This is a genomic window from Yinghuangia seranimata, from assembly GCF_029953285.1.
GTDB classification, from domain to species: Bacteria; Actinomycetota; Actinomycetes; order Streptomycetales; family Streptomycetaceae; genus Yinghuangia; species Yinghuangia seranimata.
This window is the reverse complement of the sequence record NZ_JASAOI010000057.1, coordinates 97036-119485: the sequence shown is the minus strand read 5'-3', so window position 1 is coordinate 119485 and position 22450 is coordinate 97036. Positions and strand designations below refer to the sequence as shown.

General features: G+C 70.7%; 20 protein-coding genes. 8 read left to right on the top strand and 12 right to left on the bottom strand.

Features of this window, described 5'->3' with window-relative positions:
• Window positions 1-216: 216 nt before the first annotated feature.
• Window positions 217-1038 carry a pentapeptide repeat-containing protein gene (locus tag QI554_RS33975; protein ID WP_281475696.1) on the bottom strand — a complete coding sequence of 274 codons (822 nt, stop codon included), beginning with the start codon at window positions 1036-1038 and terminating at the stop codon, window positions 217-219.
• 315 nt (window positions 1039-1353) lie between these two features.
• Between QI554_RS33975 and QI554_RS33970 the strand changes: the two genes are divergently transcribed.
• Entirely contained in the window at window positions 1354-2082 is a 729-nt protein-coding gene (locus QI554_RS33970) for a dienelactone hydrolase family protein (protein WP_281475694.1), read from the top strand.
• Here the strand turns inward: QI554_RS33970 and QI554_RS33965 are convergent.
• Together QI554_RS33965 and QI554_RS33960 are read right to left on the bottom strand one after the other, a co-directional pair.
• Complete coding sequence (locus QI554_RS33965) at window positions 2058-2621, bottom strand: DUF6529 family protein (protein WP_281475692.1); 564 nt, start codon at window positions 2619-2621, stop codon at window positions 2058-2060. The genes QI554_RS33970 and QI554_RS33965 overlap by 25 nt on opposite strands.
• A 535-nt stretch (window positions 2622-3156) precedes the next feature.
• On the bottom strand, window positions 3157-4017 hold the full coding sequence (locus QI554_RS33960) for a hypothetical protein (protein WP_281475690.1): 861 nt from the start codon (window positions 4015-4017) through the stop codon (window positions 3157-3159).
• 126 nt (window positions 4018-4143) lie between these two features.
• On the opposite strand from QI554_RS33960, the gene QI554_RS33955 reads away from it, so the two are divergent.
• Both QI554_RS33955 and QI554_RS33950 read left to right on the top strand, forming a co-directional pair.
• Entirely contained in the window at window positions 4144-4413 is a 270-nt protein-coding gene (locus QI554_RS33955; protein WP_281475689.1) for a hypothetical protein, read from the top strand.
• A 138-nt stretch (window positions 4414-4551) separates the two neighbouring features.
• A complete protein-coding gene (locus QI554_RS33950) occupies window positions 4552-5007 on the top strand; it encodes a hypothetical protein (protein ID WP_281475687.1) in 456 nt (151 codons plus the stop codon).
• Between the two features lie 75 nt (window positions 5008-5082).
• Here the strand turns inward: QI554_RS33950 and QI554_RS33945 are convergent, their stop codons facing one another.
• Window positions 5083-5946: an MBL fold metallo-hydrolase gene (locus QI554_RS33945; protein WP_281475685.1), complete on the bottom strand. Its 864-nt coding sequence runs from the start codon at window positions 5944-5946 to the stop codon at window positions 5083-5085.
• Window positions 5947-6073: 127 nt separating this feature from the next.
• On the opposite strand from QI554_RS33945, the gene QI554_RS33940 reads away from it, so the two are divergent.
• The 3 genes from QI554_RS33940 (at window position 6074) to QI554_RS33930 (ending at window position 7652) form a co-directional block, all read left to right on the top strand.
• The gene (locus QI554_RS33940) at window positions 6074-6502 is read left to right on the top strand and encodes a MarR family winged helix-turn-helix transcriptional regulator (protein WP_281475684.1); all 429 of its coding nucleotides are present in this window, start codon (window positions 6074-6076) and stop codon (window positions 6500-6502) included.
• Window positions 6503-6593: 91 nt separating this feature from the next.
• On the top strand, window positions 6594-7052 hold the full coding sequence (locus tag QI554_RS33935) for a hypothetical protein (protein WP_281475683.1): 459 nt from the start codon (window positions 6594-6596) through the stop codon (window positions 7050-7052).
• A gap of 78 nt (window positions 7053-7130) precedes the next feature.
• Window positions 7131-7652, top strand: a complete 522-nt coding sequence (locus QI554_RS33930; RefSeq protein WP_281475682.1) for a peptidylprolyl isomerase — start codon at window positions 7131-7133, stop codon at window positions 7650-7652.
• A gap of 82 nt (window positions 7653-7734) precedes the next feature.
• Here QI554_RS33930 and QI554_RS33925 read toward each other — a convergent pair whose 3' ends face one another.
• Both QI554_RS33925 and QI554_RS33920 read right to left on the bottom strand, forming a co-directional pair.
• Window positions 7735-8256: a septum formation family protein gene (locus QI554_RS33925; RefSeq protein ID WP_281475680.1), complete on the bottom strand. Its 522-nt coding sequence runs from the start codon at window positions 8254-8256 to the stop codon at window positions 7735-7737.
• Window positions 8257-8437: 181 nt separating this feature from the next.
• On the bottom strand, window positions 8438-11266 hold the full coding sequence (locus tag QI554_RS33920) for an NACHT domain-containing protein (RefSeq protein WP_281475678.1): 2829 nt from the start codon (window positions 11264-11266) through the stop codon (window positions 8438-8440).
• A gap of 135 nt (window positions 11267-11401) precedes the next feature.
• Between QI554_RS33920 and QI554_RS33915 the strand changes: the two genes are divergently transcribed.
• Window positions 11402-12997 (top strand): WD40 repeat domain-containing serine/threonine protein kinase, encoded by a 1596-nt coding sequence (locus QI554_RS33915; RefSeq protein WP_281475676.1) that lies wholly within the window; start codon window positions 11402-11404, stop codon window positions 12995-12997.
• A gap of 31 nt (window positions 12998-13028) precedes the next feature.
• On the opposite strand, the gene QI554_RS33910 is transcribed toward QI554_RS33915, so the two are convergent.
• From QI554_RS33910 to QI554_RS33895, 4 genes are all read right to left on the bottom strand, one after another.
• Entirely contained in the window at window positions 13029-13730 is a 702-nt protein-coding gene (locus tag QI554_RS33910; RefSeq protein WP_281475674.1) for a hypothetical protein, read from the bottom strand.
• 48 nt (window positions 13731-13778) lie between these two features.
• Window positions 13779-15149 carry an NAD(P)/FAD-dependent oxidoreductase gene (locus QI554_RS33905; RefSeq protein WP_281475672.1) on the bottom strand — a complete coding sequence of 457 codons (1371 nt, stop codon included), beginning with the start codon at window positions 15147-15149 and terminating at the stop codon, window positions 13779-13781.
• A gap of 62 nt (window positions 15150-15211) precedes the next feature.
• On the bottom strand, window positions 15212-16288 hold the full coding sequence (locus QI554_RS33900) for a terpene synthase family protein (protein ID WP_281475670.1): 1077 nt from the start codon (window positions 16286-16288) through the stop codon (window positions 15212-15214).
• A 296-nt stretch (window positions 16289-16584) separates the two neighbouring features.
• On the bottom strand, window positions 16585-17028 hold the full coding sequence (locus QI554_RS33895) for an SRPBCC family protein (protein WP_281475668.1): 444 nt from the start codon (window positions 17026-17028) through the stop codon (window positions 16585-16587).
• 261 nt (window positions 17029-17289) lie between these two features.
• Between QI554_RS33895 and QI554_RS33890 the strand changes: the two genes are divergently transcribed.
• On the top strand, window positions 17290-19518 hold the full coding sequence (locus tag QI554_RS33890) for a protein kinase domain-containing protein (protein WP_281475666.1): 2229 nt from the start codon (window positions 17290-17292) through the stop codon (window positions 19516-19518).
• Window positions 19519-19648: 130 nt separating this feature from the next.
• Here QI554_RS33890 and QI554_RS33885 read toward each other — a convergent pair whose 3' ends face one another.
• Together QI554_RS33885 and QI554_RS33880 are read right to left on the bottom strand one after the other, a co-directional pair.
• A complete protein-coding gene (locus tag QI554_RS33885; RefSeq protein ID WP_281475665.1) occupies window positions 19649-21184 on the bottom strand; it encodes an IPT/TIG domain-containing protein in 1536 nt (511 codons plus the stop codon).
• A gap of 330 nt (window positions 21185-21514) precedes the next feature.
• A complete protein-coding gene (locus tag QI554_RS33880; RefSeq protein ID WP_281475664.1) occupies window positions 21515-22435 on the bottom strand; it encodes an LLM class flavin-dependent oxidoreductase in 921 nt (306 codons plus the stop codon).
• Window positions 22436-22450: the final 15 nt, after the last annotated feature.

Genomic DNA, 22450 nt, shown 5'->3' with positions numbered 1-22450 from the left:
AGCCACCCGTCGCTGGCAACAGCGGTGCCAGCACGTCCCATTCGGCCTGCGTCAGATCACCACGACCCACGACCAGCACAACGATCGACCGGGACGACAGTCACAAGATCCTCAAAACGCTGCCTAGGTGATTCGGACCCCCGGCCGCGATGGGATCGAAGCCGGGGGGCCACCGGGTCGACGAATCCGCCCGGGCGCCTGTCCAGATGGCCCCGGTTACGGCGGCCTGCGAGAAGTCAGCGGCCCTGACGTCGCGTTCATCGCGAACGCCTTGTCGGCTTTGGCGAGAACGAGTGTGCACTGGCCCAGCCGCGCGAAGGGCAGAATCGCCCCGGTCAGGTCACAGCCGCTCAGTTGCGCCCCGAGCAGGTCCGCCCGTGAGAGATTGGCCCCTCGCATAGAGGAGCTCTGCAGGTCGCAGAGTTGCAGGTTCGCGTAGCGGAGGTCCGCACCGCGAAGATCGACGAGTTGGAAGGTCGGGGCGTCGAATCGCTGCTCCGCGATGTTGCGCTCGTGCTGCGCGGTCACCTCGGACCAGCCCAGGACGGGGCGGATGTGCGTGTACACGCGGAGCGCCTCTTGAACCTCGGGGTGTCGGACCCCGAGCGGAGGCGGCTCAGGTGCGGTCGGCTGCGACCGGTTGAGCGGGACGCTGCGGCGGGCGAAAACCTCGAGCAGCTGTAGGACACGCTCGAGATCCTGCGGTTCGCGCGCGGCCGCGCGTTCCAGCCCCAGGATCCCGGCGAGCCTGATCTCCGGGGTGCCGCTGTTCAGTTGCTCGACGATGCGGATGTCGAGGTCTGTTCCGGCGATCTCGGTTTGCTTCTGCGACGACCGCAGCTGGTAGTACGCAAGGACCGCGGTGGCCAGAACCATGGTCCCGGCAGCCGCCTGAAGCAGGGTTCCTCGCACCGAGTTCTGCAGCTCCAAACGACGGTCGCTCTCCGGGATCGTCGTTGACGAGACCATCCACAAAGGAGCGAGGACCGCCGCCAGTGCCAGCACGACCCCGAGCACTCCCCACGCGACGACGATCACCGCCTGCGATGCACGAGGTGTTCTCGGAAGACGTGCCACCAAGCCCCCATCGGTTACGGCAGCCGACGATGCCCTCGTACACAGGATCCCCGCTCCGACGGCGTTGCACTGCCGTACCGGCGAACCGACCGCATGTTCGGCGTTCGCGCACTGCCGTGGTGTGCTCGACCGTGGGGCCGCGGGCGGATCGGGTGGCGGGATCGAGGACGGCGGCCGGTGCGGTGTTATCGAAATGTCGCCGCGTTGCTCTTTTGGAAATTTCTCATTTCTGATATGATGGCACGTCAATTCCGAATTCAGGGTTAGCATTTCGTTGTGTGCCATGAACCGGATGCCCGCCCCGCCGTATCGGGGCCCGCGCGGACTGCTCTCGCCTCCGCCGCCCACGTCACCCTCGAAGCCGCCGACGGCGCGTCTGTCGCCGCCTACTGCGCGCTTCCCGAAATCCCGTCGGGGCCAAGCGTCTTGGTGCTTCCCGACAATCGTGGCCTGTCGCCGTTCTATGAGTCCGTCGCCGAACGCCTGGCGGAGCAGGGCCATCCGGCGCTCGCCATCGACTACTTCGGTCGGACGAAGGAGCTGTTCGGGCTGACGCCTGCTGGGCTCGACGCCGATTTCGCAGCCGGGGCGGCGTACCTGCGCGAACGGGTTGGAGGAGGGGACGTCGCTGCCTTGGGCTTCTGCTTCGGCGGGCGTCAGGCTCTCCGCTGCGCCGCGCCGGGGTACGGGTTCGCCCGCGTTGTTTCGTTCTACGGATATCCCGACGCGATCGGCCCTGCGCCCGGCCCGCTTCAGCTCGCGCACGAGCTCGCCGCGCCGATCCTCGCGCTGTGGGGCGGGGCTGACGAGGCCATCCCGGCGGCCATGGTCGCCGCGTTCGACGCCGCGCTCGAGGAGGCCGGCGTGCCACACGAGTTCGTCACGTACGCGGGTGCGCCGCATTCGTTCTTCGACGGCGGGGCCCCGGAGTTCGCGGACGCCTCGGCCGATGCGTGGGGGCGGGTGTTGGCGTTCCTCTGTTATTCCAGGCCGGGTACGGAGTAATTGTTCAGGTCCCAGAGCGCGGCCGTGTACCAGACCAGCGCGATCAGGGCGACCAGCACGCCGCCGGTGACGGGCAGGGCCCAGCCGGGAAGGCGCCGGTGGCGGACCACGATGATCTTGGCGGCGAACGCGCCGTACATGAAGCAGGCGGCGACCGCGTGGATGGTGACGCGGGTGTTGCCGAGGGGGATGCCGTACGCGTGAATGCAGTGGATGGCGATGGGCAGAGACAGCGCGAACGCCAGTACGCCGCACACGCGGTGGATCGTGGGGATGTAGCGGTCGGGACCCGGAATGACGCCGTACATGCAGAGAGCGAGCAGCACCTGAACGGCCGCCAGGCCGAGTAGGGCCGTGCCCATCTGGGCCTTGAGCAGCTGCGCGTCGGCGAACTGCTTGCCGAAGAAGTCGGCGGCGTAGTCGGGGGTGTACTCGCGTCCGAACCAGTACAGCCCGCCCGTGATCGCGGCCGGTACCAAGGCCCACAGCAGGCCGAGGTAGCGCCGTCCCCGGGCGGGCTGTTGGGTTTCGTCGTACATGGGAGTCAGTCGCCTTCGCCCTAGATGGACCGCTCGCCGCACACGGCGACGGCCATAGCCTTCCCGTGTCTACCCTTCCCGCTCAGCCATTTCCGGAGGATCACCGGATCCGGGGACGCCTTGTGCTCCGTACGGCCCCGCGCGCGGCTACAGCGGCTGTCTTCAGCGCCGCGCTGGGATCGGCCAAGCGGGTGACGGCAGCGAAGACGACGCCGGCACCGGGCCGGCGGTCGGGGGGCGGTGTCGGCGACGGCTTCTGGAGCTGAAGGGCGGCCTGCTCGCCTTCGCGTGCACCCGTTGCCTGGGCACGCCGCTTGACTACCTGGCCACCTGACGTACGCACGCTCGCTGTGACGGCGAAGACCGTCCTCTCCGAGGAGAGTCCCGCGTCATCCCGAGCGGCACCGCGACCAGGCCGGTTCGGTGCGCCGCGAACACCCGCCGGGGCCGGCACTCTTCGCCAACGCCAAGGCCCCTGACCGGTGTTGCCGGTCAGGGGCCTGAAGCACCGCTCAGGGGTGCGGGCTCGTGCGGGTCAGTTAGTGCATCCCGGAACGGCGACGGGGCTGCCGGTGCAATTGGTGGGGTCGTTGCCCTTGACCCGGCTGGCGTTCAGGGTGACGGTGCCGCCGGTGTTGAGGATGCCTCCGGGCTGGACGTCGGCCGTGTTGTTGTTGACGTTGCTGGAGTTGAGGGTCGTCAAGCCGCCGCCGACGTTGGCGACTCCTCCGCCGCGGTGCGCGCTGTTCTCGTTGAGGTTGCTGCTGGAGACCACGAGGATCCCGTCGTTGGCGACCGCACCCCCGACGCCGTTGACGGCCGTGTTGTCGATGATGCGGCTGTCCTCGATGGTCATCTGTCCGTCGTTGGCGAGACCGCCGCCGTTGTTGTTGGCGGTGTTGTCCATGACGGAGGACTTGACGACATGGGTGACGCTTCCCGTTCCGCCGCCGATTCCGCCCGAGAAGTTCCCGTGGTTGCCGACGATGGCGCTGCCGGTCACGGTCAGCGCGCCGTGGTTCGCGATGCCGCCGCCGAAGTCGGGCGCGTCGCCGTTGGTGATGGTGGCGTCGAGGAGCGAGAGGTTCCCGCCGAAGGCGACGGTCAGAATGCTGAAGCCGGCCGCGGACGTGCGGGTGATGGTGCTGTGCCGCGCGTTGATGGTGACCGTGTTGGTGATCGCCGGCAGCGGCGTGGTGAGTGCGTACGTGCAGCCAGGCGAGAGCACCAGGGTTCCGCCGGAGACGTTGGCGGCGGTGATGGCCGCGGACAGGGCGGTGGCGCTGCACGGGACGGTCGTCTGCGCGGATGCGGGCGTCGCGCCGGCCACCACTGTCGCGAGGGCTCCGGCACACACGGCCTGCGCGAGTAGCGCCGACGGCATACGGGTGAACATGGACAGGGGGCTCCTTCGCCGGTCCGGAATCACGGGGGCTCCCGGCACCGGGATCGAAGGCGCCGTGTCTCGGGGAGCGGAGGTGACGGTGCCCTCGATGCCGCCGAGAGGTTACGCGGCGAACGAGTGATCCCCTCGGACGGTGTAGCCGGTTCCCTCCGATGGCCGACCGGCACCGCAGCGACCGCCCACGACGACACGTCCACGTTCGACGACGGATGGCCCTCCCCGGCCGCGTACTTGCACGAGGTCGCCGAGGTGCTGCACCACGGCGGGACCGTCGGCGACGAGGCGCCGTACCTGACCTCGGACGGGGAACTGTGGTGGTCGTTCGAGGGCGAGACCGACCTGAACGGCACCCCGCTGGTACCGGCCCCGACGTCACCCGGCAGCTGACCCGATGTAGGCGCCACTCTTACGGCGGTGTGTCGAGCGGGTCGCCACACGGCGCCCACCGAACGGTTGCATCCTCGGAGGAGTACGGCAGCCATTCGGTCCCGCACGAGCCGGTGCGGGGAGGCAAGGAGACTCCTCATGCGCGCTTCGAAGTTCGCCACCCGCCTCGCCGCCACGCTCGGCGCCGTCGCGTTGGCCTGCGCGACCTCGGTCACGGCGGCTCCCGCAGCGTCAGCGGCTTCGGCATGCGGAGGAGACAGCGCCGCCTGGCTGGACGCGAACCTGATCGGCAACTACGACGGCCGCCTCGCCACCGGCGAATCCGTCGGCATCCGGTTCGGCCCCTTCGGCAATCGCGTGGACATGACCCTGAACGGCAAGGCCCTCCCGCCCGGAGCGCCGACCTTCACCGGCCCGCAGGCAGGCGGCCCCGAGTGGACCTGGACGACCGTCGCCTTCGGGGCGCCGACCACCATCACCCTCGCCGAGCCCACCTGCGCCAACGCCCTTCTCCCGTACCGAGTGACCTCCGCGAAGCTCTCCCTCGTCGCCGGCGACGCGCTGGACGTCGGCACGGTGACCCGTACCGTGTGACACCCGCGGCGGACCCCACGATGCCCGACGGCGCACCACCCGGTCCTGGCCGCCCCGACACGGCTGGCGCCGGGTTCAGGCGTCGGCGTCCCAGGGGTGCCAGGTCGGGTGGTCGCCGTCTTGGCGGATGTGGCCGAAGACCACGTCGGCGAAGTGCATGCCGAAGCCGAGTGTGTCGGGGGCCGCCAACTGGGCGATGAGGCGGTGGCGGTGGGCGGCCAAGGTGGCCGGGTCGTGGTCGAAGGACGAGGACCAGTGGGGGTGTTCGACCTGGATGGGGGAGATCAGGGCGTCGCCGAAGGCGATCAGCCGTTGCCCGCCCGAGGTGATGACGTACTCGGCGTGCCCCGGGGAGTGGCCGCCGGTGATCCGCATCCGGACGCCGGGGAAGATCTCCTGGCCGTCGTCCACGGTGCGGACGCGCGGCGACAGAACGGCCGCCTCCTGCGCCCCCAGCAGGTCGCGCCGGGCCCATTCCGGTCCGGATAGTAGGTAGTCGGCACGGGCGAACGCGGGACGGTCGGTGCCGGGGGCGGGGAGCCAGGCCCAGCCGGTGTGGTCCGGGTGCAGGTGGGTGAAGGCGACCGCCTCGATCTCCTCGGGCCTGCGGCCCAGTTCGTTCAGGCTGTCGACGAGTGCGCCTCCGTGGATGGCGCCGGGCGGCCAGGAGCGCGGCCCGAACCCTGCGTCGATGAGGAGTGCGCGGTCGCCGTTCTCCACCAACAGGCCGCCGATGCTCGCTACGAGGCTGCCGGACTCGTCCAGGTACTCGGGATGTGCGTCCCACACTGCGTCGGTGGTGTCGGGGAGCGCGACTTGAGGCTTGAGCCGTGTCACTCCGTCGGGGACGTAGGACACGCGGATGTCGCCGAGCTGCACCGTGTGGACGCCGGCCGGTCGGCGCAGCCGTGCGTTCCGGTCGTCGGTGGAGTGCCTCATGATCCGTCGCTCCTTGTGTCGGTGGGGTGTTGCCCTGGCCTGGGGAGATGGAGCGACCATAAGCATCAAGATAGAAAGATACAAGCTTGAAATATGTTTGCTTGATGGTTTTGCTAGAGTCGGCTGTATGACCATGCCCCCGGAGTCGCACGTCGCCGCCGCGCGGAACCTGTGCGGCATGGTCAGCGGGCTGGCCCAGCAGATCGCCGACCACCTGCGCGAGCGCGCCGCCACCGTGGGACTCACCGCGGCCCAGGCGACCGCGTTGCGGGAGATGACCGGGCCGATGACCATGCGGGAGCTCTCCGAGCGCATGAACTGCGAGCCGTCCAACGCGACTTTCGTCATCGACAAGCTCGAGAAAATGCGCCTGGTCGAACGACGCGCCCACCCCACCGACCGCCGCGCGAAGCTCCTCATTCTCTCCGCCGAAGGCGTCGCCGCCCGCGAGCGGCTCATGGAACTCCTCGCTCAGGACACGCCGTTGGCCTCGCTCAGTGCGGAACAGCAGCACGCGCTCTACGGCCTGTTGAAGCAGGCGATGGCGCGGCCGTAACTGTCGTCGGTCGAATGGTGCGGCTCAGAGTCGAATCCAGCGACGCGCACGGTCGGCCTGGTTGTCCGAGGCCGATGGCAGGATCCGCCGTGTGGGGGTTCTGTTCGGCTACTACGCCGCAGCTGATGACGAAGACGCCGCGCGGGCCGTCGTGCGCGAGGACGACGAGCCAAGCGGCACCGGGTACGACGAGCTGGTGGTCAAAGGCATCGATCCGGTGGTCGGCCTGGTGCCCGCCGAGGTGCTCGTCACCGGCCTGAGCGCGGAGGCGGTCAAGGCCGATCCCCGGCACGGACAGCTGATTGCCATGGTCGGAGACGGTGATGTGGTCAGTGTGGCGCTCACCGACGTGTTCCGGGACCGGCTGGCCGCCTTCGACCGGGAACTGCTCACGTACGTCGCCCGAGGCTGGGCGGCCTCGGGTCAGTTCTATGACCCGCCCGACGCGGAGGACATCGAGGATATGGGCGAATTCCTCCGCGACCTGGCCGAGCTCGCCGGCCGGGCGGTCGCCCGGGGGCACCGTCTGTACTGCTGGATGTGTGCCTAGGCCGAGGGATCCGCGCCCGTCCCGACACTGCACGGTTCGTGCGCTTGCCGCCACGATGCGTGTGCCATGATCGCCGGTATGACTTCTCGACCCCAGACGTACTTCGACATCTCGATCGACGGCAAGCCGGTGGGCCGCCTCGTCTTCAGCCTGTACAGCGACATCGTGCCCGAGACCGCCGAGAACTTCCGCGCGCTGTCGACGGGGGAGAAGGGCTTCGGCTACGCGGGCTCCTTCTTCCACCGCGTCATCCCGGAGTTCATGGCCCAGGGCGGTGACTTCACCAAGGGCAACGGCACCGGCGGCAAGAGCATCTACCCCGGCGGAGAGTTCAAGGACGAGAACTTCAAGGCCAAGCACACCAAGCGCGGCCTGCTGTCCATGGCGAACGCGGGTCGGAACACCAACGGATCCCAGTTCTTCATCACCTTCGTCGAGACCGGCTTCCTGGACGGGAAGCACGTCGTCTTCGGCGAGCTGGTCGAGGGCTTCGAGGTCCTGGACGCGATCGAGAAGAACAAGACCGACCGGAACGACAAGCCGCAGAAGGCCGTCCGCATCGACGCCAGCGGCGAGCTCTCCGAGAAGGCTCCGTCCTAGGACGACCGGCGACGCCGAGCTGTGGTGCTGACCGGTGGTCCGGTCAGCAACCAGCGATACCCGCCCCCGCCGGCCGTGGGTTTCAGACCAGGGGACCGGTCAGGGGGCCGTCGTCTTTGCGGATGATTACGCAGGTGAGGCGGTGGTCGTTGCTCTGGGTCCAGTTGGTGTAGTCCGGGGCTAGGTCCATGATGCGCAGGTCGGCGGCGTTCGGCTGTTTGTCGATGCGGGGGCGGGCCAGGCGGTCGCAGGTGTCGTGGACGTATTTGTTGAAGTCCATGGTGGTCGGGATCAGGGTGGCCGGCATGGTGTCGACGCCTACCGACTCGCCGTGGTGGGGTCCCGAGCACGGGACCTTTTTGAACTTCTGGGTGCCGGGGCCGTCGGCGCATTCGCCGGGTGCGAAGGCGGGCCAGGTGCTGCCGTCGGATGTCGACTTGGTGGTCGGGACGGTTTTGGAGGTCGGCGCGTTCGCCGCGTTGTCGGCCCGGTTGTCGGCCGTGTCGTCGCTTCCGCTCGAACCACAACCGGCGAGAAGCAGCACCAAGGTGCCGCCGATGACGACGGACCGGCCCACTCCTGACCTGCGTACGACAGTCCCCACTGAACGCCCCTCCGTTGACGGCAACGCGGGCGAGTCTTCACGAACCGGCCGCGTCCCCGCCCGGGAATCGGGCGGATGAAAGAAGATGATCGGAACTGGCCTTGCGCCACGGGCCGCGGTGCCGGAGTCCGTCCGACTGGCGGCGGGTATCGACACCGAATGTGACCATGGCCGCCCGAGCTCACGGCAACCAGTTGAACGGCTCGGTTTCGTTGATCTTCAGGTTCGGAAGGCCGGCCAGGCTGTCGAAGTCTTTGACGTGCGAGTTGAACGTGCAGAGTTCCTCGAGGTTCGTCAACGCCGCCAGCGGTGCGAGGGTGGCGACGGGCGTGTCGATGAGGTGCAGGACCCTCAGGCCGGACAGCGTCGCGAGGGGGGTGACGTCGTTGATGGAGCCCACGAAGTAGAGCTTCCGCAAGCCGCGGACGGCGCGTAGCGCCGTCAGGTCCCGGGCCGTTGCGGCGACGAAGGCCAGTTCGGTCAGGTCGGGGAGCTCGGCGAGTGGCTCAAGGTTCAGGTCCGCCATGCGGTCGAAGTACAGGAACGTGAGCCTGGGAAACCTCGTCAACGACTCGACGGGAAACGGGCCGGCGTGCCCCGGCAGGTTGAAGGCCGTGGCCGTCAGCAGCTCGTCGTGGTCGGTGAGGAACTCCGGTGACGGGACAGTCACGATGAGACCCTCGAAGTCGACCTCCGCGAGCACTTCGCGGAGATAGCGCTCGGTGTCCGGGACACGGTTCCAGCTGGCGACGAGCGCTGCCCTGACGCTGAGTTCGGGGCGATGGCGGAACCTCCTCACCAGCGGGATCGCGTCGTCAGCCGCCACCATGACGGCCGCATGGATCGTCCAGACCGCTTCGTCGGCGGTCAGCTCGCCGCCCGAGGCTGCCTGGCTCAGCAGGTCGAGGACGAACTCTCCTGCCGCCGCGACCATTTCGGCCTGTTCGGCGTTCGTCGGGGGCAGCAACGCGCGTGTGGCCTGCTCGATTCGCTGTGCCACGTCGGGGTCGACCATGCCCACGTCCGACGTGGACGCGCCGGCCAGCAGCCAGTACGTCCGGCGCTCGGCGTCGCTTTGCGTGTTGCTCGCCAGCTCGATGAGCCCGTCGAGGATCCGCCGCTGCCGTTCCGGCTCGTCCTGCGTGTGGCTGACCGCCATGATCAGCACGTCGTGGTAGAGCGGATCGCGGGCGTTGCGCAGCAGGTGGTCGATGTGGTTCGCCTGGATCATCTCGCCGGCCGCCAGGTAGTCCTGGAAGCTTGCGTGGCGGAACTCCAGGACGTCCACCTCGGTTTCGTGGAGCAGCCCGCTGCGATCGACCAGATGGTCGAGGACCTCGTCGGGCGTGTACGGCTCTTCGCCGCGCCGTACCGGAAAGCGGTGGAGGCAGTTCTCGACGCAGGCCAGCGCGTCCGCCCTCGACACGTACCGGCGGCCGTTCATCGTCATCCACATCGCGATCGCGCCGAGCACCTTCTCCTTCTGGCGCGGTTGCAGGTGCACGCGGTCGGCCGCGATCCGCCGGGCCTTCTCGCGGCCGCCGAGCATCATCGTCAAGGCTGCTCTGTAGAGCTCGCTTCGCCCTTCGGGCAGGGCTCGGTGCGTGTTCCGGTGCAGCGCGCAGATCAGGGCGCAGAGCAGGGGATTGGTGGCCAGCCGTGCCAGGTCGCGTCGTTCGTCCAGGACAGCGTCCAACGCGCGGCCGCACTCCTCCAGTTCGGCGGCGTCACCGCCGTATGCCGCCTGCGTCCGGTGCCAGCGCTCGACGAACTCGCCCACCTGTGTGCGGCTCATGGACTGCAGCTCGGCCGTCGCGAAGCCCGCAGCCTGCATGCGCATACGCCCACTCCTCGTCATCACGCGCGGGCGCGAGGTGACGATGCAGGAGGCGAACGGGTAGGCGCCGCAGATCTCCTCGACCCACTCCACCACGGCGTCCCGGTGCTCGGCCGGAACCTCGTCGAGCCCGTCGACGAGCAGGACGCCCCGCTTCTGTGCCAGGCACGCCGACACCCAGCCGTCGGGCTTCTCGCCGCTGACCATCGAACCCGACTCGCGGACGAAGTCCTCCGGCTGCGGAAGCCGGAGCCGGCCCTCGCTCAGGAGCGAACGCAGCCTCAGCACAAAGGGGATGCGGTTGTTCCAGCCCTCCAGGTGCGCCGGCAGGGTTCCGTCGGCGATGTGCCGGGCCAGGCGCCGAATCAGCGTGGTCTTGCCCGATCCGGCGGGCCCCTCCAACAGCAGCCGCGGCGACTGCGCGAGCACGCTTTCCAGGGGCCCGGCGACGCCCGACATCCCGGCCAGGCCGCCTGCCGTGAAGCCCGACGGTGCCTTGCGCAGCAGCAGGTTCACGTAGGCGGTCGTGAGCCGGTACGAGTCCTCCTCGGGGTGCAGGTCGGCCCCGAGTGCGTCCGTCCGGTCGAGCTGTTGCTTGATGCTCCGGATGTAGCGTTCGCCGAACGCGTCGACGGACGCGGGCTCCGGTACCCGGCGCAGGAGCTCGCCGAGGTCCTGGCTCTGCTGGAGCAGCGCACGGGTCGCGAACTCGGGGCGCCTGGTGAAGTGTTCGACGATGTGCTCGCAGCAGACTTCCAGCAGCCGCTCGTAGAGTTGCGCCGCCGCTTCGGTGAAACCAGGCGGCTCGCTCTCCCCGGGCACGCCGCTCGCTTCGACCAGGAGCCGTCGCAGCGCCACCGGGTTCGCGTGGGCGGACTGGAACGCCGCCATCGTGATCTCAGCCCCGAGTGTGGACTGCACCGCCAGCAGCACCCGCTCGCCCTCCTCGGGCTCCAGCCGGGCGAACTCCAGCTCGTCGTCGGCGAGTCGCAGCGCGAGTTTCTCCGTCAGCGCCGTCAACGCGTCCGCCTCGACGGTGCCTTGGCCGCGCTTGGCCTTGAAGCGGCCTTCCAAGCGGACCGGCTTTTCCACCGTCTTCGCCCCCGCCCCTTGCGAGGCGTGCTTCTGCACGACCGACAAGACCGTCGCCGTGAGCCTCAGAATCCCGTCCACCGCGCCCCCGTTCCGAAATGTGCAGGCACAGAAGATTCTCGGCCTTCGAGGGCGCGGGCGAGGGCAAAAGCCACGCATCGCCCGGCAGGCGAACTGCTCGGACGCGCGGTTGGGTGCGTCGTTAGGGTGATCGCTGTGACGGGGACAGCGGGGCTGCGGGTCGGCGGACGGTACCGGTTGGTCGAGCCGGTCGGGCAGGGCGGCATGGGGCGGGTGTGGCGTGCCCACGACGACGTTCTGAACCGCGAAGTAGCAGTGAAGGAGCTCTTGTTCCGCGCCGACCTGCCGGACGCGTTGCGCGACCAGCTGACTGCGCGCACCAAGCGCGAGGCGCAGGCCACGGCCCGGCTCCAGCACGCGGGCATCGTGACGGTGTTCGATGTGGCCGAGCACGACGGCGCGCCGTGGATCGTGATGGAGCTGGTCCGCGGCCCCTCGCTCGCCGTACACCTGGCCCGGCACGGGCGGCTGGGTTGGGAGCGGGCAGCGGCCGTCGGCGCGCTGCTGGCCGACGCCCTGGCACATGCGCACGCCGCGGGGGTGGTTCACCGGGACCTGAAACCCGACAACGTGCTGCTGTCCGGCGACCGTCCGGTCATCACGGATTTCGGCATCGCCCGGGTGCTGGACGCCGCTGGGCTCACCAGTACGCACACCCTCGTCGGCACGCCGCACTACATGGCTCCCGAACAGCTGGAGGGCAGCCGGGTCGAAGGGGCCGCGGACCTGTGGGCCCTGGGCGCGACGTTGTACACCGCGGTCGAGGGACGGCCTCCGTTCGACGGGCCGACCCTGACGGCTCTCATCACCGCCGTCCTGACCGGCCCGCTCCCACCCGCCCCCAACGCCGGGCCGCTGGAGGTCGTTCTGCGCCGGCTCCTGGCCAAGGACCCCGAACAACGGCCGGACGGACCCGAGACCGCCCGGCTCCTGGGCGCCTTGCACGTACCCGGTGCCGACCCTGGGGTTCATTCCGCAGCCACCAGGTCCGCCGCAGCCACAGCACCGGGCACCACAGCACCGGGCACCACAGCACCGGGCACCACAGCACCGGGCACCACAGCACCGGGCACCACAGCACCCGGCACCATCACCGAGCGGAACACCGCCGCGCCGGAAACCACGCCTGCGGAAGACGGCAGCCCCGACTCCTCCCGCCGCCGACCGAGCCGCCGCGCCCTTCTCCTGGGCGGCGGCACGCTGGCCGTAGGAGCAGCAAGCGCGTTGCTGGCGCCGCGCCTGTTCGGCAGCGATGGGGACGGCTCCTTGTTCCATCTGAACGGCCACACCGGCGATGTGTTCTCGCTGGCCTTCAGCCCGGACGGCAAGATCCTGGCCAGCGGAGGCGGGGACACGGTGTCGCTCTGGGACCTCGGCCGCCGGGAGCTCATCCGCTCCTACCGCGAGGAAGCCGTGGAATCCGTGGCGTTCAGCCCCGACGGCAAGACGCTGGCCAGTAGCAGTGACGGTGTTGTCCGCCTGTGGGACGTGGCAACCCGGAACCAGACCGCCACTTTCGCGACCAGCAAGTGCATGGCCTTCAGCCCCGACGGCAGGGCCCTGGCCGTCGGTGAAGGCAAGTCCGTGGCGATGCGCGACCTTTCCACGCGGGCGCGGACCGCCGAACTCCCCGGACACGCGGACGGAGTGTACGCGGCGGCCTTCAGCCCCGACGGCAAGATCCTGGCCAGCAGCGGTGCCGGCGGCATCCGCATCTGGAAGCTCCGCTGACGGCGCGCCAGCCCGTTTGCTGCGCCGTGTTCTATGGTCGGTGCTCGGGTTTCGGGGCGTCGCGTGGGGGCAGGCGCAGCATGGCCAGGCTGACGGCCGCGACCCAGAGCCAGAAGAGGAAGAACGGGGTGACGGAGGGCAGTGAGAGTGGTGCCAGCCATCCGGAGCGGATGAGGGCGATCGGGCCTGCGGCGAGGGTGATCAGGCCGGCTGCGGCGGCGGTCCAGGCGGTCCAGGGCGGTAGTTCGCGGGTGCGTTGGATCGCCGTGGCCGCCGCGAGGAGGAAGAAGGCGAAGACCGCGAGCAGGCCGTAGAAGGTGTGCAGGGACGCCTCGGTGAAGGCGCGGAGCAGGGGCCAGGACGCGGGGTTGTCGATGAACTGCGGGGTGCTCGTCACGCTGAACATCGCGTTGACGACGATCATCCCGGCCACGATGACGGCGGCGCAGGTCCGCATGGTGAAGGCCAGGATGGAGTCGCGGGGCAGGCGCAGCGCTCGGGTCAGCGAGAAGGCGAACCAAAGGCCCAGCAGCGCGCCGATGTTCGTGGAGTAGGTCTGGGCCGACGCCCCGGTCGAGTTGTGGTGGAACCAGGCCGCGTACTCCGCGTCGGAGTCGCCGCGGACGGGCCAGAACTTCCAGGAGTCGCGGGTGGTGAGCAGGACCGCCAGCGAGAGCAGCAGGTTCGCTATCCCCGCCCAGGCGCCCAGGCGGATCTGCTGGGTTTCCGACATGGTCGACGACCGCCTTCCGTCTGTGTTCGGATCTGGCCCGTCCGTCTTCTACGTCGTGCCGTCGTGGCGGGTCCCGCCTGGCCCGTAGCGGCCGGCCTTGAAGAGCACCTTGGCCAGCGTCCGCGGGGCCGCGAGCGCGGTCGGGGACCTGACCATGTGGTAGACGCCCAGGAACGTGCGGAACACCTCCGGGTCGGCGACCACGAGCCGGACCAACCGCCGCTTGTACCAGAGGGCCGGGCGCAACCACAGTGGCGGCGTGCCCCGTTCGCGGTGGTACTGCCACACGAGGTCCTCGCTGACGGACATCAGCCAGGGTGTCCGCGTGATCGCCGCGGCACGGCGCCGGACGCGGCGGGTGACCGCGTCGAGGTCGTCCGCCCGGGCCAGGGCCTCGCCCAACGCCCGGGCCTGGAGCACCGCGACGGTCATGCCCTGCCCGAAGACCGGGTCGAACGCGGCGACCGAGTCGCCGATCGCCACCAGGCGCCGCGGCCAACGCCTCATGGCCGCATACCTGTTCAGCCGGTTCTCCGTGCGTTTGAACGCGTGGACGCCGACGCCGTCCAGCGGTGTCGCGGACGCGAGCAGCTCGTCGAGGTCGGGATTGCCGATGTCCGCGGCGAACGTGAGCCAGCCGCGTTCGTCCGTGGGCGGGTGGTCTCCGCCGGCGCCGAACACGGTGACGATCCAGCGACCGCCCTCGACGTGCACGACGAACGTGCCACGTGGCCGGTCGGGGGCGCTGTTCACGTGCTGCAACGCCTCGAAGTCCCTGGCGGGGGCGTCGAAGACCATCGTCGCGTACGCCAACCCCGCGTCCACGATGCGTTGTTCCGGACGCGGAAGCCCGGCCTCGGTCAGCCACTGAGGCAGCCTGGTGAAGCGGCCGGAGGCGTCCACCACCAAGGCGGCGTCCAGCACTTCGCCGTCGGCGAGCCGTAGGCCGACGACCCGGGTCGCGTCCGCGTCCCAGCACAGTCCGGTGACGGGGGACCGGTCGCGGACGCTCACGCGCGGCTGCTCGGCCACCCGCCGGCGCAGCGCCCACTCCAGGAGGTCACGCGAGAAGGCGTGGGCCTGCACGCCGCCTGGTGTGCGCGGTACGCGACCGGCGGCCACCGTGGTCGAGGCGAGCAGTCCGTGGTCGAACAGCGGCGCGCCCGCCGCGACCAACTCGGCCTGCAGGCCCGGGAACAGCGACTCCAGCGCGCTCGCGCCGCGCGCCAGCATGCCGTGGACGTGCCGCGCCTGCGGGACGCCGCCGCGCGGTCCGGCGACGGGCGGCAGCGCCCCGGCCTCCACGAGCAGCACGCGCTCGAAGTGGTCCGCCAGCACTCGGGCCGCGGTCAGTCCGGCCACGCCCGCGCCGATGACCAGGGCTTGGCCGGGAAAGCGCGGGTGTTGTCGGTCCGGCACGGTCGTCCCCTCCGGTCGGTGGGTCCCAGCACGCACTCCGACTCCGCACCGGGCGACGCCGGTCACGGGTCGGGCGTGCGTCCGGCGTCGGCCGGTTCGGGGATCAGTTCCTCGAGGTAGCCGGGGTCGGCGGGCAGGCGGCCGTAGCGGCTGGTGGCGAGGCCCCACGCGGCGTGGCCGCGCATCCAGGCCCGGAGCACGTCGACGCACGCGGTCAGGGACTGCCGCTGAGCGGGGTCCAGCGCGAGCGCCGTACACAGGTTCGGCACGTCCCGTTCGGCCCGGAGGAAGTCGTCGAGCCGGCCTTCCATGAGGGCCTGCGCCCGCGCGAGGGCGTCGCTTCGGCGACCGCCGTGCGCCGCGCGGAGGACGGTGACCAGGTTGAGGAGGTCGCCCGTGGCGGTTTCCTTCTCGAGGGTGAGGACGTCGTTCGTCCAGCACACGACGTCGCCCGCGGCCGTCAGGAGGCGTTGGTAGGTCCTGCTGTAGTAGACGGGCGGGAGGAGTTCGGCGCCGCCTGCGATCTCGACGAGGTCGAACGTCACGAGGATGCCGCCGGCGGCCCGGCGCAGTGCCCCGTACTCGGCCAGGTCGCAGACGTCCCCGAGCGCCCGATAGGCGGCCTGCCGCAGGTTGCCGGCGAGGTAGTCCAGCAGGTGCAGCCTGAGGCGGCGGCACAGCCTGGCGCCGCCCCGGGTCCGGGTGCGGGTCCACAGATCGCGCAGAGCCTCACCGATCGGCCCGGCGCCCGTGCCGTAGGAACCCGTGGACGTCACCTCGGCGACGCGCGCCAGGAAGTCCTCGAAGCCCTGTGGGTCCAAGGCCGTTCGGCGGTCGTCGTTCTGGTCGTCGAGGACGTCCAGCCACGCGATCCAGTCCGCGGCGAGCAGCAGGTCCTCGAGCGCCGCGGTGGGGTAGACGTGTGCCGCGAAGTCGCCCAACCGCACTGATGCGAGCCGGTGTTCGGCGGCCTCGGAGGACACCAGCCCGAGCCCGCGCGCCCAGGCCACGACGTGCTCGTTCGCCTGGTCGGCGAACGGGGAGACCGGCGTGCGTAGCGCCCAGACCCCCTCGGGCAGCGCGTCGCGGGCCCGCCCGTCGGCGTGCGTGCGGTCCGGGTCGGCGAGGCCTTGCTGCACAGCAACCCCCTTGGCCGCGGCCCGCATGCGCGGGCGCCGAGTGCGGTGCGCCGTACCGGACGAGGTCCTGCGGCGGAAGAACCGGCGGGAGTCGGGCAGTCCACGGCTCCGCTGGGCGGCGCTGCTCACGGCGGCTCGGGCGGGAAGGAGGGGACGAAGTGTCAGTACCCACGCGGGGGAGCGGTTAAGTACCGTACGCCGTGGTGTATTTCCGCCAGAGAGCGGCTTGGTCGTGCCGAAGGGCCGTCTGAGCGTGCGCTCCGGCGGCACGGCGGGGGCGGGGCGTCAGGGCGCGGTCACCGCTTTTCCAGCAGCTCCTTCAGCTTTCGGTCGTTGCGCGGCATCTCCTTCTTCACGTGCGGCCGGACGACGAGCGGCACCATGACCTTGCCGAGGCCGTGCGACTCGAAGTCGAGCTCCATCGTCATGCGTGAGCGATCGCCGTCGCCCAGTGGTTCGATCGTTCCGTGCACGTGGCCGCGCACCGGGCCGTCGATGCCGTCGGCGCGCCAGGAGCGGGGCGGGTCGAGCTCGGTCATCTGCATCGTCGCGGTCATCTCGCGGTGCCCGAGCCGGCGGGTCACCTGCACCTTGGAGCCCAGGCCCAGCGGCTCGGAGCTCATCGGGCGCACGGCGACGGCGCTCTCCTGCCACTCGGGCAGGTTCGACCAGTCGGTGACGTAGGCGAAGACGTCCTCAGGACGGCGGTCGATGTCGACGCTGTCCTTGATGGTGGACATGACGCCTCCTCTTTCTATGGATTTGTCCTTGTACATCCATGATCCTGCGGCTGGGCCGGGCTGGCGAGCAGCTCCCTGGTGGGTTGCAGGTTGTGACTATCTGTGCGCAATGTGTGAGGCTTGGGGGTTCTTGTGCCTACTCGGGCTGGGGCGGTCGATCTCGGGCGTTCGCCGGTGCCGGGTGGCGGTACGGCACTAGCCTGCCGCCGGGGGTGCCACACGCGGGCTGCGCGGCCGGGGCCCGGGAAGGGGGCGGGCCGCGTGGAGGCGTTGGGGAAGGAGGACCCGCGCGAGATCGGGCCTTACCGGGTGCTGCGGCTCCTGGGGCAGGGTGGCATGGGCCGGGTCTATGTCGCGGCGGGGCGCGGCGGGCGGCTCGTGGCGGTGAAGGTGATCTTGGACCGCCACCAGGCGGACGACGCGTACCAGCGGCGGTTCAAGCATGAGGTGCTGGCCGCCCGTACGGTGCGCGGGCCGTTCACGGCGGCGCTGGTCGCCGCCGATCCCGATGCGGAACGTCCCTGGCTGGCGACTGAGTACGTCCCCGCGCCGGCGCTTCAGGAGGCGGTCGCGCACGGCGGCCCGTTGCCACTGCCCGCGCTGCTCGTCCTGGCGCGCGGGCTCGCGGAGGCGCTCGTCGCGATCCATGGCGCCGGCCTGGTGCACCGGGACCTCAACCCGCGCAACGTGCTGGTCACCGCGGCCGGTCCGCGCGTCATCGACTTCGGGATCGCGCGCATCGAGGGGGCGACGGCCCTCACCGCGACCGGGCACGGACTGGGCACCCCGGGGTACATGGCTCCCGAGCAGATACGTGGCGTGCCCGGTCCGGCCAGCGACGTGTTCGCACTTGGTGCGACCGTGGCGTTCGCGGCGCGCGGCGCGGGCCCGTTCGGTGGTGGTGAGGCGGGGGCGAGGGTGGCCCGGACGCTGTCCGACGACCCCGATCTCGGCGGGGTGCCGCCGTTGTTGCTTCCGGTTGTTCACGCGTGCCTGGCCAAGGACCCTGGGGAACGCCCCACGCCGGCAGGCCTCGTGGCGCTGCTCGACGACGCGGCGGAGCTGCTCGCGGCGGATCTGCCCTCGACCGTTGGGGCTTCGCCGAAGGACGACGATGCCACCGTGTGGACGCAGAGCGGCGTCCACAACGACGAGGGCTGGCTGCCCGGCGCCGTACGCGAGTTGATCGATCGTCACCAGGCCGAGGCCGACACCCTGTCCGCCGAGGCGCGTCACCGCGTGACCCGGCGGCGCGTTCTCACCGGCCTCGCCGCGCTGGCGCTGCCCGGGGCGGCCGGCGCCTGGTACCTCGAGGAGCGCCTTGCCGGGGACGAATGGCAAAAGCCGTCGGTGACATGGAGTTTCGCGCGATCCGGCCAGGTCTTCGAGTCGGCGTACCCGCATCCCTCCGGGCTGGTCGCGGCGAGCACCACCGGCGCCCTGTTCCGCGTCGCCCCGGACGGGACGCAGGTGTGGCAGTCGGCGCTCGACACGGGTGTCGGCCTGTGCATCCCGTTCGGTGAGTTCGTGACGGCGCTCGACAAGGTCGGCGTCTGGTACGTGCTGGACCCCGCGAGCGGGCGCGTCGTGTGGCGGCGGCCGGACGTCGTCTCGCTCGAAGCGCACGAGGGCACCGCGTTCGCCTACGGCAAAGACGGCGTGGTGCGGTCGCTGGCGCTGGACGGCTCCCGCCCCGAGGCGTGGAGCTTCGACGCGGGCGCCCCCGACGGGACCGTCGGCCTGGCCGGCCCCGACACCCTGTGGGTGGTCGCCCGGCGCGGCGAAGAAGCGACCGCGCTCCACGACAGTGTCGTCCACATCCTCGACGCCCGCACCGGACAGGCCCGCGGCCGCCAGGAGTTCCCGCGCTACAGCCTCTGGTTCGGCGCCGTGAGCGGCGGGACGCTGGTGCTCAGCGGCAACACCCTTACGGACGCCGGAATTCCCGAGGGAGTTGTCTGCGGCGTCGCACTTGCCGACGCGCAGCGGCTCTGGCGCCAGGTCACGCAGAGCCTGGTGCACGCCGTCGTCGCCGGCGACGGCCGGGTCGTGACCGCCGAGGTGGACGGCATGATCACCGTCCGCTTCGCGGACACGGGCAACCTCGAGTGGAACCTCGCCGTCAACGCCGGGCAGGCCCTCGACGGATCGGTCAACCTCGCCGACTGGCCCGTCCTGGCGGACTCCCGCGCGCACGTCGGCAGCGAGGAAGGCCGCGTCTACACGCTGGACCTGAAGGCCCGTCGCATGCCGTGGACGTTCACCGCCCCGCACGTCGACGGGGAGCCGGAGCAGCTCCACCCGTTCACCTCTGGCGGCGTCGTCTATGCGGTCGGCGACAAGGGCCGGCTGTACGCCCTGCGCGCCGACACCGGCGCACCGCTGTGGCGCGCGTCAGGCACGACGCAGCAGCCGTACGCGGGTGCCCTGCCGACCGGCGCCTGGATCCTGCGCGCGGGACGCATCGACGCGCTGGGTGTGCCCCGCTAGTGCGGTGGGTGGGACGGCCAAGGCGACGGCACCGCCACGGCGACTCTCGGCGACCAGCCGGCCGCGGTGGCCGCCGCCGGGTGACCGTGCCCCCGCCCCGTCGGGCGGGGGCACTTCGCGCCCCTAAGGGTCACAGCTCCGGATACGCGTACTCGTCGGCGGGACCGGCGGGGGAGGAATAGCCGTTGGACACGACCGTGATGTTGACGGTCGACGGCTTGCCGACGCCCGTGACGCCCTTGGGCGCGTCGACGGAGATCGTGTCCGGCGGGGAGACGTTCGGGCCGGGGGCCTGTACGCCGGCGAAGAAGACCTTCGCGTCGGAGCCGAAGTTGACGCCGGTGATGGTGACCAGGGTGCCTGCCGCGCCGGAGTTCGGCGTGATGCCGGTGACCCGCACCGGGGACGGGCCGCCGTAGGCGAACTGGGCGGTGGCCACGGCCGGGGAGGTGCCCAGGCAGGTGGTGACCCGCACCGCCGCCACGCCGATCCCCTCGGGCGCGGTGGCGGTGATCGTGGTGCCGCCCTCGCCGACGGTGACGTCCGTGCACGCGAACGGGCCGAAGTCGACCATGGCGCCGGCGTCGAAGCCGGTGCCGGTGATGGTCACCTGGGTGCCGGCCCCACCGGTGTCGGGCGTGATGCCGGCGACCTGCGGGCCCATCGGCAGGAGCGGCGCGTTGAGCAGGCCCAAGTAGGTGTTGTTGGCGTGCTGATACGCGGCCTGACCCATGAAGTCCTGCAGGGATTTCTTCTGCAGGTTCGAGTCGTTGATGTCGTAATCGGGGTTCAGTTGGCTGCAGGCGCCGGGCTGGACGTACGTGTTGGGGCCGGGCAGGGAGGCGAGGGCGGTGATGACCGCCTTGGTGTCGACGTCGGCAGCCGGGCCCTTGTCCGGGTACCAGCCCTTGGCCGTGTCGATGCTCTCCCAGGCCAGCGGCACCACGTCGTAGCAGTTGACGTAGCGTTCGTTGACGACCCAGGTCAGGTCGGGGCCGGTGACGTATGCCGCGAAGTCCGGCCCGCCCGCGGTGGGCGCGGCGAAGGTGTAGAGGCCGAACACCGGTGCGGTGGCGCCGGGCCAGGTCAGCGTCTGCAAGTACGGGGCGACCATGGTGGCCAGGCAGCCGCCGAGGCTGTGGCCGATCACGAGGACCGTCGGGTTCGCCGGCGCCGCGGAGAGCGCGGCGGACAGCGCCTCCACCAGGGTCAGGCCCGCCGCGCTCATGGCCAGGACCTGGCTGAACGCCTCCATCGCGCCCTTGGACACGTACACCGGGTCGGCCGGCTTGCCGACGGCGGTGAACGGGACGACCGTACCGACGTCGAGGTCCTCCAGCAGGTCGGTCACGTTGCCGACCGTGCCGCGCAGCACCACGGCGAACTGGTTGGAGCCGTCGGTGGACCTGGCCAGGTAGGCCATGTTCGCGTTGTCCTCGCTCAGCGCGGCCCACAGCAGGCTCCAGTCGCCCTGGGTGGCGAGGCCGGGGTCGGCGAGCTGCTGGTTGACGCCGAGGATGACCCGGGTGCACTGCTCGGCGACCGACTCTCCCGACGGGCGCGGGGTGGCAGCGGTCGCCGCGATCCCGGCCAGGGTCATCGCCACCTGCTGATCCGCCACTTGTAGCGTCGCCTGGGCCGCGCGTGTGCTCTGTTGCGTCGACATGCTGAACTCCCTCGGGTCACCCCCGACCCGACGGACGGGTTGGTTGCAACCTACGCTCCGCGGCGTGCGCAGCCCCGGTCCAGCCGCATGTCGACGCCGGGTGCCACCCGGATGGGCCCTTCATGGACAACAGGTCGTCGTCTTGGCGCGCGAACACCTGTGTGGTCAGGAACCGCAGCGTGATCGTGCGCCAACCGCCGCTTTTCGCGGCCTCCTTGGCGTAGGCGCGGGTCGCGGCGTGGGACTCCTGGACGGACTTCGTGCTTGCTGCGCGTAGGAGTCCGGCGCGGGACCGTTGTTCGGCTGAAGGGGCAGAAGCGGTAATGCCGTTCAGTAGCGTTGGATGGTCTCCCGGACCGGCGTGACGATCTCGTCGACGAGCCATCGTGCGGCCTTGGTCGGATAGGGGCGGGGGAGCGCGAGGACGACGTGGCCGATGCCGGCGGCGGCCAGGGCGTGGACGTGGGTGCGGGTGGTGGCGGGGTCGGCGTAGTCGACGATGATCTGGGCGGAACGGCTGATCTCGGCGGGGTCGCGGCCGACCGCGGCGCAGTGGGCGTCGAGGGCGCGGGTGCGGTCGGCGACCCAGGCGGTGCTGTTGTGCGGCGGGCCGGGCACGTTCCAGATGTCGGCGTGCTCGGCGACGATCCGCAGCATGCGGTCGCCCCAGCCGCCGAGCAGCAGCGGCGGGCCGCCGGGGCGGACCGGACCGGGGCCGTTGCGGGTGCCGCGCAGGGTGGTGAACGGGCCGTCGTGGTCGAAGCCTTCGTCGGTCCACATGCGGCGCAGGATCGCGATGGTCTCGGTGAGGCGGGCCAGGGCTTCGCCCGGGCTCGGGAGCGGGAATCCGTACGCGGCGTACTCGGCCACGGCCGGGTTGGGGCCCGTGGGTTGCCGGGTGCCGCCGACCCCGAGGCCCATGACCAGGCGTCCCCGGGAGACGACGTCGACGGTGGTGGCGATCTTCCCGAGGTGGGCGGGGGAGCGCAGGCGGTTGCTGGTGACCAGCAGCCCGAGGTGGAGTCGCGTGGTGCGGGCGGCGAGAGCGGCCAGCAGCGTCCAGCCTTCCAGGATGGCGCCGCCGGGCGGTCCGGCGAGCGGCATCAGGTGGTCCCACAGCCAGGCGTCGTCGAGTTCGGGTAGTTCGTCGGCCTCCTCCCAGACGCGGAGGATCTCGTCGTAAGTGAGGTGCATGGGCGTCGTCTTGACGCCGAAGCGGAGTGTGCTGGTCGAGGTGGTGTCGGCAGCCATGACAGTCACCATAGA